Raw genomic sequence first — 10,961 nt, 5'->3', positions numbered from 1 at the left:
CAGATGATGGAAAATCTATGATTCAGCATACTGTTGAAAGGGTAAAAAGTCTTGTAAATATTGAAAATATCTATGTAGTTACAAATGAAATGTATAAAAATCTAGTTCTAAAACATGTCCCAGACATACCTGAGGAAAACATTATCATTGAACCTGCCGCAAAAAATACAGCGCCTTGTATTGGACTTGCCGCAATTCACATTGCAAAAAAAGATATAAACTCAAAAATGATAATCTTACCTTCAGATCATCTGATTAAATTCAATGAAATCTTTATTGACACATTAAAAACAGCTTTAGATGTAGTGGAAAAGGGTGATAATCTAGCAACAATAGGAATTACTCCTAATTATCCTGAAACTGGATATGGGTATATTAACTTTACTAAAGGTGAAAGTTTTAAAGACAGTACAAATATTTATGAAGTTTCACGTTTTGTAGAAAAACCAAATTTAGAAAAAGCAAAAGAATACTTAACAAGCGGACAATATTTATGGAATAGCGGAATGTTTGTGTGGAAAGCATCAACTATTTTAAAAAACTTTAAAGAATATTTACCTGAAATTTATGAAGGACTACAAAAAATTGGAAAATCAATAAATACAGGAAAATATGAAGAAGTATTAAAAAAAGAATTTTTAAATCTTCCATCAGAATCCATAGATTATGGAATAATGGAAAAAGCTAAGAATATTTACGTCATTCCAGGAAATTTTGGATGGGATGATGTAGGAAGCTGGCTGTCTCTTGAAAGGATTAATAAAACAAATCAAGATGGAAATGTAATAACAGGAAATGTAATAAGTATAAAAACAAAAAATACAATAATTCAAGGAAGTAATAAACTTATCGCAACTATTGGATTAGAAGATATAGTGGTTGTAGATACTGATGATGTAACACTAATTTGTCATAAAAATAATACACAAGAAGTTAAAGAAGTTATTAACAATTTAAAAATTTGTAACAGGAATGAATATTTATAAAATGAAAATTGGAGAATATAAATGAAAAAAGCTTTAATCACTGGGATAAATGGTCAGGATGGTTCATATCTGGCAGAATTATTATTAGAAAAAGGATACAAAGTTTATGGACTCATAAGAAGGAAAAGTGTGACCACTTTTGGAAATATAGAGCATAGAAAAGATGAAATAAAATTTATATATGCTGATATGACAGATTTAGTTTCATTAATAAATGCAATGCAAATTTCTCAAGCAGATGAGGTTTACAATTTAGCAGCTCAATCGTTTGTGGGAACCTCTTGGGAACAACCTGTTACAACTGCAGAAATTGATGGAATTGGAGTTTTGAACATGCTTGAAGCTATAAAAACAGTGAAACCTGAAGCAAAATTTTATCAAGCCTCTACAAGCGAAATGTTTGGATTAGTCCAAACAGTACCTCAAAATGAAAATACACCTTTTTATCCTAGAAGTCCATATGGAGTAGCAAAACTTTATGGCCATTGGATTACTAAAAATTACAGAGAGAGTTATGACATGTATGCATGTTCAGGAATATTGTTTAATCATGAATCTGAAAGAAGAGGAAAAGAATTTGTTACTAGAAAAATAACAGATGCAGTTGCCAGAATAAAATTAGGTGTACAAGATGTTTTAGAATTAGGAAATTTAGATGCTAAACGTGACTGGGGGCATGCAAAAGATTACGTTAGAGCAATGTGGTTAATGTTGCAGCAGGATAAAGCAGATGATTATGTAATTGCAACGAATGAAACAAGAACAGTTAGAGAGTTTGTTGAAAAAGCCTTTAAATGTGTAAATATAGACATAATTTGGGAAGGCAAAGAAGTTAATGAAGTAGGTAAAGATTCTAAAACAGGAGAAATAATTGTTAGAGTAAATCCTGAATTCTTTAGACCAGCAGAAGTTGATATTTTAATTGGAAATACTGCAAAAGCTGAAAAAGTATTAGGTTGGAAAAGAGAAATATCTTTTGCTGAACTAGTTGAGAGAATGGTTAAAAATGATCTAGAAAATATTCAGAAGGAAATTAAATTAAAATCACTTTAATGAAGGAGATTCTTAATGAAAAAAGTATTAGTAACAGGAGTTGATGGTTTTGTTGCAGGATATTTGTCTGATTATCTTTTTAAAAGTGGTTATGATGTTTATGGGACAACAATAAGTGAAACTTATAAAAATGATAAAATAAAGATATTTAAGATGAATCTGCTAGATGCAGAAAATGTTAGCGATGTAATAAAAAATATAAGTCCAAATATGATTTTTCATTTAGCTGGACAAAGTGCAGTAGGACTTTCATGGCAAAAACCAGTTTTAACAATAGATGTTAATGTAAATGGTACTTTGAACCTATTAGAAGCTGTGAGAATTAATAATATAAATTCTAGAATACTAATCATTGGGTCAAGTGATCAGTATGGAACTATAAAACCTGAAGATTGTCCAATTAAAGAAACACAATTACAGAATCCTCAAAGTCCATACGGAATTAGTAAAAAAACACAGGAAGAAATTGGTAAATTATATGTAAAAGCTTATAAAATGAATATTATATTCGTAAGAGCATTTAATCACATTGGCGCTAGGCAAGGTAAAAATTTTGTTGTTCCTGATTTTGCAAGTAAAATTGTAAAAATCGAAAAAAGTGCAGTTCCTGTATTAAAAGTTGGAAATTTAGATACTTTGAGAGATTTTACCGATGTAAGAGATATTGTTAGAGGGTATCTAATGTTACTTGAGAGTGGAAAAATAGGAGAATCATACAATATAGGTTCAGGAAATGTTATAAAGGTAAAAGATATTTTAAAAAAATTAATAAATTTATCAAGTAAAAAAATAAAAATTGAAATAGATAAAGAAAAATTTCGACCAGTTGACGTACCAATAGTACAATGTGACAATTCAAAAATTAAGAAAGATACGGGATGGAGTCCAGAAATTTCTATTGACGAAACTTTAAAGGAAGTTTTGGAATATTGGAGAGGAAAATAAATTATGAGAATTATAAAAGAATTATATGACTATCGTGAAATGATTTCAAACTTAGTAAAAAAAGATTTAAAAGTTAGATATAAGGGTTCAGTATTGGGTTTTTTGTGGACATTTCTGAATCCTCTTTTGCAATTAGTTGTTTATACAATAGTGTTTTCAACAATTATGAGAGTAGATATTGATAAATACTACATTTATTTATTTGTTGGATTAATCCCCTGGATATTTTTTGCTTCTAGTATACAAGTAGGGGCTGTGAGTATAATGATGAATAAAGATTTAATAAAAAAAATATACTTTCCAAGAATAATATTGCCAATAGTAACAAGTAATTCAGCGTTTATGAATATGTTTTATAGTATGATAGTTGTATTGTTAACAATATTAGTCAGTGGTATTGGTTTTAGTAAATATATGTTACTTCTACCAGTTGTCATGGTTGTACAATATATTCTTGTGTTGGGAATGACTTTTATATTTTCAGCTTTAAATGTATTTTTTAGAGACTTGGAATATATTTTAAATATAATAGTGATGATGTGGTTTTATTTAACTCCGATAGTTTATAATATTGATATGATACCAGAAAGACATCGTTTTTGGTTTTATTTAAATCCAATGACAGGAATAATAAATTTTTATAGAGATATTTTATATTACAAAAGAATGCCAAGCTTTAATTCATTTGGAGGTATACTAATTTATGGAATAATTATGATTATCATTGGATATTTTGTATTTGAAAAATTACAAAAAAACTTTGCGGAGGAACTATAATGACGAAAGATGTTGTAATAAGTGTAAAGGATGTAGAAAAGAGCTTTAAAATATATAGTGATAAAGGACATACTTTAAAAGAAAGGTTACTTTTTTTTAAACAGAGAAATAGTTATACAAGACATGAAGTTTTGAAAGGAGTAACATTAGAAATAGAAAAAGGAGAAGTTGTTGGATTAGTTGGTCATAATGGTTGTGGAAAAAGTACATTGTTAAAATTAATGACAAAAATAATTTATCCTGATAAAGGAAAAATAGAAATAAATGGAAAAATTTCAAGTCTTTTGGAATTAGGAGCAGGATTTCATCCTGATATGACTGGAAGAGAAAATATTTATACAAATGCTTCTATTTTTGGACTTACGAAAAAAGAAATAGATGCTAGATTAGATAACATCATAGAATTTTCTGAATTAGAAGAGTTTATAGATAGTCCCGTTAGGACATATTCTTCAGGAATGTATATGAGACTGGCTTTTTCTGTTGCGATAAATGTTGATGCAGATATTTTACTGATTGATGAAATTTTGGCAGTTGGTGATGCTAGGTTTCAGGCTAAGTGTTTTAATAAAATGTTAGAGTTGAAAAAAAGTGGAATTACGATTGTAATAGTATCACATGATTTGGGATCAATAGAGAGATTGTGTAATAGAGCTATATGGATAGAGGAAGGTAAAATAAGAGATGAAGGAATACCTCATGATATTGTTGCAGAATATTTAGATGATATTATGAGTAAAGATGAGAATAAAAAAATAAAAGTACAAAGTAAAGAAAAAATAGAAGAAAAAATTACTGAAAAAAAAGAAAATAAAAAAGATAAAAATCGAACCGGGAATAAAGATGTTGAAATTATTGATATAAAGTTATTGAATGAAAAAGACGAAGTAAGTGATACTTACAATTCAGAAGACAAGCTAAAAATACAAGTTAAATACAAAAGAAATAATGATGAATTAAAAGATTCTGTTTTTGGATTCGGAATTTTTAGAAACGATGGATTAAATTGTTATGGAACAAATACCTTTATTGATAATTTTGGGAAAATTAAGATTCAGGATGAAGGAACTGTTGAAGTAATAATAGATCAGATTCAATTATTAGAAGGTAAATATTATTTGGATATAGCCTTTCATGATGAATATGGAAAACCTTATGATTATATAAGAAAAATAAAAAAATTTAGTATCTATAGCATTTTAAAAGATGCTGGAATATTTAGAATAAAACATAAATTTAGTCACTTATAGAATAGAAAGGATATGTAAAATTATGGAAATAAAAGAAAATGACTTTGAAATAAATATTGACAATATCAATGTTGAAGAAATAATGAATAAGATTAGACAGAATATAAAAGATAAAGGATATGTAGAGGAAGAAAAAATAAATAATTTTGATTTTACTCCTAAAATAAGTGAAGAAGATAATTTTAGATATGATATAGATGTATTAAACCGAGTTTGGAATATTAATTTGGAAAGAGAAATTTTATCTAGAAATAAGTTATTTGCATTTGTAAAAAAAGTGATTAGAAAATTGACTAGATGGTATATAGTTCCAATGATGCAAGATCAGATAACATTTAATTCATATGTTGTTAGAAATATAAATAATTTAAATAAACAAAACGAAAAAATAAGACAAATATTAGATGAAAAAGATGAAAAAATAAGACAAATATTAGATGAAAAAGACGAAAGAATAAAAAAATTAGAAAAAATAGAAAAAGAAAATAATTTTGATATGGATTACCTCGCTTTTGAAAATAAATATAGAGGTTCTGAAAAAAGTATACAGAAATTGCAAGAAAAATTTGTAAGATTATATGCTGGCAAGGACAATATATTAGACATAGGCTGTGGAAGAGGAGAGTTTATTAAAACTTTGCTAAATGCGGGAAAACAATATGTTTTTGGTATGGATATTAATCCACAAATGGTGGAAAAATGTAAAAAAGAAGGATTGTCTGTTGAATTAAAAGACGGGGTAAATTATTTATATGATAATGATAATTTAAACTTGGGGGGAATATTTTCATCGCAAGTTATAGAACATTTAAAACCATCACAAATAGTAAAATTAATAAAAGGGGCACATAAAAATCTTCAAGAAGGGAGTCCTTTAATTCTTGAAACAATAAATCCAATGGCATTGGTAACGCAAACTATGGCATATACCCTAGATTTGACACATAGACAATATGTTCATCCATTTACAATTGAAATGTTATTAAAAGAACATGGATTTAAAAAAGTAGAATTTATTTACAGTTCTCCAGTTGATATAGAAGCACCTGTACTTAAAGACAACGATATGGATCCAAAAGAGTTAGAGAAATATAATGAAAAAATTAGAAGAATGCATGAAATGTTATTTGGATATCAAGATTATGCGGTAATTGCATGGAAGTGATTAATATGAAAAAAATAGCATTTGTAGTTCCATGGTATGGTGATAAAATACCAGGTGGAGCGGAAACAGAATTAAGAGGTCTGATTAAAGATTTACAAAAAAATGGAATTAAATTAGAAGTATTAACAACTTGTGCTGAAAAATTTATGTCTGATTGGAACAAGAATTACTATAAATCTGGAGATTATATAGAGGGTGGAATAAAAGTTAAAAGATTTAAAGTTAGAAAAAGGAATACAAAAAAATTTGATGAAATTAATTTTAAATTAATGAATAATCATAGGATAACAATAGAAGAAGAAAAAATTTTTTTTGAAGAAATGATTAGAAGTACAGATTTAGAAAGTTATATTGAAGAAAATATAGACGAGTATTCATTGTTTTGCTTTATTCCTTATATGTTTGGAACAACATATTATGGAGTAAAAAAAGCTAGAAAAAAATCGGTAATAATACCTTGTTTGCATGATGAATCATATGCCTATATGGAAACAATAAAAGAAATTTTTAATATTTCATCAGCTTCTATTTTTCATGCTAAACCTGAACAAGAATTAGCAAAAAAACTTTATGGGATGGAAAATATTAAAATTCCTATTTTAGGAGAAGGGCTAGATTTTAACATACCAAATAAATTAGAAGGGTTTAAAGAACAGTACAATTTAAAAAATCCGTATATACTCTATGCTGGAAGAAAAGATGAAGGAAAAAATGTTCATCTTTTATTAAAATATTTTAGTATCTTTAAAGAAAAAAATACTTCTATTGATTTAGATTTGGTATTAATAGGAGGAGGAGAAATACAGATTCCTCAAAATATAAAGAAAAATGTTTATGATTTGGGATTTGTAAGCATAGAAGATAAATACAGAGCTTATGCAAATGCTATAACATTAATACAGCCTTCTATAAATGAAAGTTTTTCAATAGTAATTATGGAATCTTGGGCTGTTGGAACACCTGTTATAGTAAATAACAAATGTGAGGTAACAAAAAATTTTGCAATAGAATCAAATGGAGGACTGTACTTTAATAACTATTTTGAATTTGAAGAAATTTTAAAATTTTATATTAATAATCTTAATATAGTTAATAAAATTGGGCAAAATGGAAAAAAGTATGTTTTTAAGAATTTTGATAGAAAAATTGTTACTAAAAAATATATAGATTTTTTTAAAGAGTTAGTAGGTGAGGAAAATTAAAATAATACAAGTTTTACCAACAATGAGTTATGGAGATGCAGTTAGTAATGATGCAATAAATATTGATAAAATCTTGAGAAAAAATGGATATACCTCTGAACTTTATGCAGAAAATATAGATAAAAGAGTAAAGGATAAAGTTTTTAATATAAGTAAATTAAAAAAAGTAAATAAAAATGACATTTTGATTTATCACAAATCTACTGGAACTGACTTAAGTTTTTCATTACAAAAATATAAATGCAAAAAAATAATGAGGTATCATAACATTACTCCAGGAAAGTATATGGAAAAATATAATAAGTATTTATATAATTTAGTAGAATACGGTAGAAAAGGATTGAAATATGCAAGTACATATTTCGATTATAGTTTAGCTGTTTCAGATTATAACAAAAATGAACTTGATGAACTGAAATATAAAAACATAATGACAGTACCTATATTAATTCCTTTTGGAGACTATGAAAAAGTTCCTGATAAGAAAATTATAAAAACATATTCAGATGGTAAGAAAAATATATTATTTGTAGGAAGAATAGCTCCTAACAAAGCGCATGAAGATATAATTAAATCTTTTTACTATTATAAAAAATATGTTAGTGAGGATTCTAGATTAATTTTAGTTGGAAATGATGGAGGATTTGAAAATTATTCAAAATTGTTAAAAAAATTAATCAAAGAATTAAATTTAGAAAGTGATGTCATATTTCCTGGGCATATAAAATTTGAAGAAATTTTAGCTTTTTATAAAGTCGCAGATTTATTTTTATGCATGAGTGAACATGAAGGATTTTGTGTTCCATTAGTCGAAAGTATGTTTTTTGAAATTCCAATTTTGGCTTATAACAGTAGTGCAATAAAATACACTTTAGGAAATAGTGGAGTAATTGTAAATAAGAAAGATTATTTTTTAATATCAGAATTAATGAATTTTATTCTTTCAGATGAAAATGTAAAAAAAGAAATAATCAAGAAACAAAATAAAAGACTTGAAGATTTTAAATTAGAAAAAGTAGAAAAACAGCTATTGGAATTTATTAAACGAATAGGTGGATAGTATGAAGAAAAAAATTTTATTTGTTGTTCAAAGATATGGGCTTGAAATTAATGGAGGAGCTGAACTTCATTGCAGACAGCTTGCAGAAAGACTTATGGATGATTATGATGTATCAGTTTTAACAACTTGTGCAATAGATTATGTTACATGGAAAAATGAATATAGAGAAGGAACAGAGTATATAAATGGTGTAAAAGTTATAAGAAAAAAAGTTGATTCTGAAAGGAATCAAAATAAATTTAATAAAATATCTGAAAAAATAAATAATGATAAAGAAAATAAAAATTTAGGAATAGAGTGGCAAAAAGCTCAAGGACCTCATTCATCAAAATTGATAGAATATCTTAAAGATTATAAAGAGGATTATGATATTATTATTTTTCTTACATACTTGTATTATACAACTTATTTTGGATTAAAAGTCGCACCGGAAAAAAGTATATTAATTCCTACTGCTCATGATGAACCACCTATATACTACAGTATATTTAATGAAACTTTTAATTTGCCAAGAGCAATACTATATTCAACAACAACAGAAAGAGATTTTGTAAATAAAAGGTTTAAAAATAATCATATACAAAGTGATATAGTTGGTTTGGGTGTAGATATTGATAAAAATACACCAGATATAGATTTAGAAAAAGCATTTGGTATAAAAGATGATTATATTGTTTATGTAGGTAGAATTGATGAATCTAAAGGTTGTAAAGAAATGTTTGAAAATTTTTTAGAATATAAAAAAATATATAATAATAATCTGAAATTAATATTAGCAGGTAAAAGTGCTATGGAAATACCTAAAAACAAGGATATAATTGCTTTAGGTTTTGTATCTGAAGAAGAAAAAGTTAATTTAATCAGAAAATCTAAATTATTAGTATTACCTTCAAAATTTGAAAGTTTGTCATTGTCTACTTTAGAAGCAATGTATTTAGAAGTTCCTGTTTTATTAAACGGGCAATGTGAAGTTTTAAAAAAACATGCTATTTTAAGTAATGCAGGATTATATTTCGAAAATAAATATGAGTTTATTGAAGCACTGAATTTTATGATTAATCATCCTGAAATAATGAAAACAATGTCAAAAAACGGAATAAAATATGTTGAAAATAATTATAAATGGGATGTTGTAATGAGAAAATTGAAGAAAGCTATTGAAATTTTAAGTTTTAAGAAAGAGGGAGATAGTTTTGAAAAAAAATAAAATATTAAAAGAACTAAGCATTGTATTTATTTTGACTACAATTTTAACAATGATAATTCTTAAAATAAATTATATGAAATTTTCTATGCCACCTGCATATACAGGAGATGGACTTTATTTATCATATAATGTTAAGAATATTCAAGATTTTGGATGGTGGTTTAAAAATCCTAATGTAGGAGCACCTTTTGGAGGAGAATTATATGATTATCCTTTTTACTTTGATAGTTTATTTTTATTCATATTTAAGATAATATTGATTTTAGCAAAAGATTGGGGAAAAGCAATTAATATATTTTTTATAGGAATTTTTCCATTAACATCAATGATAAGTTATTATGTAATGAGAAAATTTAAAATAAATTTTTTAATATCTATTTTAGGTTCTTTATGTTTTACGTTTTTACCATACAGATTTTTTAGAGGAGCAGGACATTTTTATTTATCTTGTTATTTTCTAATACCGCTAATGGTCTTATTTTTATATAAATTTTATATAGATGAGGAAGATTTTAGTATAAAAAAATTTATAAAAAATAGAAAAAACTTGTATTCCGTGCTGATTTTATCATTAATTCCAATTAGTGGAATATATTATGCTTTTTTCTTTTGTTTCTTTCTCATGATTGTTTTTATTTCAAAAATAAATTTAAAGAATAAACGGACTTTAAATAATTTATATAAATTATTATGGAATTATGGAATTATATTTTTTGTAGGATTTTTGATTTATATTCCTGGATTAATACATAACTTTTCTGTTGGGAAAAATTTAGAAGCTCCTATTAGATTTGCTAAAGAATCTGACATGTATTCTTTAACAATATCTAGATTATTTATATCTCCTAAATACATGAATATCCCAGGGTTTGAAAAAATTAAATTATCACTTCAAGAATATTTACAATACTTGCCTAGAGGAGAAGGAACGGGTGTAGAATATTTAGGAATAATAGGAATAATAGGAGTAGTATATTTGCTGCTAATGTTATTTAATAAAAATAAGTTAAAAGATAAAAAGATAATTTTTTTAAAAAATTTAAATATATCAGCTATCTTATTGGGAACTGCATCAGGTTTTGGATTAATATTTTCAATCTTAGTTTCAGCACAAATTAGAGCTTATGCAAGGATATCTGTATTCATTGCTTATTTCAGTATTTTAGCAGTATGTCTTCTACTAAATGAATTGAATAAAAACTTAAAAAATAATTTACATAAAAAGATATTTTCAATATTAGTTGTCGTATTATTTAGTTTAGCAATATTAGAACAGATACCAGATAATTTGAACTATGAAGGTGCAAAAATAACCC

At 25.9% G+C, this 10,961-nt stretch carries 10 protein-coding genes; all 10 read left to right on the top strand.

Annotated features, from left to right (window positions below):
• Positions 1-986: mannose-1-phosphate guanylyltransferase (locus RWJ08_RS07480; RefSeq protein WP_313961645.1), on the top strand; the 986-nt coding region annotated here is incomplete at its 5' end.
• Between the two features lie 21 nt (positions 987-1,007).
• Complete coding sequence (gene gmd, locus RWJ08_RS07475) at positions 1,008-2,039, top strand: GDP-mannose 4,6-dehydratase (RefSeq protein ID WP_313961644.1); 1,032 nt, start codon at positions 1,008-1,010, stop codon at positions 2,037-2,039.
• A gap of 15 nt (positions 2,040-2,054) precedes the next feature.
• The gene (locus RWJ08_RS07470; protein ID WP_313961643.1) at positions 2,055-2,984 is read left to right on the top strand and encodes a GDP-mannose 4,6-dehydratase; all 930 of its coding nucleotides are present in this window, start codon (positions 2,055-2,057) and stop codon (positions 2,982-2,984) included.
• Positions 2,985-2,987: 3 nt separating this feature from the next.
• Positions 2,988-3,761 carry an ABC transporter permease gene (locus tag RWJ08_RS07465; RefSeq protein ID WP_313961642.1) on the top strand — a complete coding sequence of 258 codons (774 nt, stop codon included), beginning with the start codon at positions 2,988-2,990 and terminating at the stop codon, positions 3,759-3,761.
• On the top strand, positions 3,761-5,011 hold the full coding sequence (locus RWJ08_RS07460) for an ABC transporter ATP-binding protein (RefSeq protein WP_313961641.1): 1,251 nt from the start codon (positions 3,761-3,763) through the stop codon (positions 5,009-5,011). The genes RWJ08_RS07465 and RWJ08_RS07460 overlap by 1 nt, the downstream gene beginning before the upstream one ends.
• Before the next feature lie 22 nt (positions 5,012-5,033).
• Positions 5,034-6,176 carry a class I SAM-dependent methyltransferase gene (locus tag RWJ08_RS07455; RefSeq protein ID WP_313961640.1) on the top strand — a complete coding sequence of 381 codons (1,143 nt, stop codon included), beginning with the start codon at positions 5,034-5,036 and terminating at the stop codon, positions 6,174-6,176.
• Positions 6,177-6,181: 5 nt separating this feature from the next.
• Entirely contained in the window at positions 6,182-7,378 is a 1,197-nt protein-coding gene (locus RWJ08_RS07450; RefSeq protein WP_313961639.1) for a glycosyltransferase, read from the top strand.
• Entirely contained in the window at positions 7,365-8,438 is a 1,074-nt protein-coding gene (locus RWJ08_RS07445; RefSeq protein WP_313961638.1) for a glycosyltransferase, read from the top strand. The genes RWJ08_RS07450 and RWJ08_RS07445 overlap by 14 nt, the downstream gene beginning before the upstream one ends.
• 1 nt (position 8,439) lies before the next feature.
• Positions 8,440-9,645 (top strand): glycosyltransferase family 4 protein, encoded by a 1,206-nt coding sequence (locus tag RWJ08_RS07440; protein ID WP_313961637.1) that lies wholly within the window; start codon positions 8,440-8,442, stop codon positions 9,643-9,645.
• Positions 9,632-10,961, top strand: a 1,330-nt coding sequence (locus RWJ08_RS07435; RefSeq protein ID WP_313961636.1) for a hypothetical protein, incomplete at its 3' end; no start/stop codon positions are given. The genes RWJ08_RS07440 and RWJ08_RS07435, both read left to right, overlap by 14 nt.

It is taken from the genome of uncultured Parvimonas sp. (genome assembly GCF_963524015.1).
GTDB lineage: Bacteria > Bacillota > Clostridia > Tissierellales > Peptoniphilaceae > Parvimonas.
This window is presented reverse-complemented; position numbering and strand designations above follow the sequence as displayed.

Bases quoted from the DNA above. Each gene is read 5' to 3' on its own strand.
- gmd (WP_313961644.1), top strand. From the start codon at position 1,008: ATGAAAAAAGCTTTAATCACTGGGATAAATGGTCAGGATGGTTCATAT.
- RWJ08_RS07470 (WP_313961643.1), top strand. From the start codon at position 2,055: ATGAAAAAAGTATTAGTAACAGGAGTTGATGGTTTTGTTGCAGGATAT.
- RWJ08_RS07465 (WP_313961642.1), top strand. From the start codon at position 2,988: ATGAGAATTATAAAAGAATTATATGACTATCGTGAAATGATTTCAAAC.
- RWJ08_RS07460 (WP_313961641.1), top strand. From the start codon at position 3,761: ATGACGAAAGATGTTGTAATAAGTGTAAAGGATGTAGAAAAGAGCTTT.
- RWJ08_RS07455 (WP_313961640.1), top strand. From the start codon at position 5,034: ATGGAAATAAAAGAAAATGACTTTGAAATAAATATTGACAATATCAAT.
- RWJ08_RS07450 (WP_313961639.1), top strand. From the start codon at position 6,182: ATGAAAAAAATAGCATTTGTAGTTCCATGGTATGGTGATAAAATACCA.
- RWJ08_RS07440 (WP_313961637.1), top strand. From the start codon at position 8,440: ATGAAGAAAAAAATTTTATTTGTTGTTCAAAGATATGGGCTTGAAATT.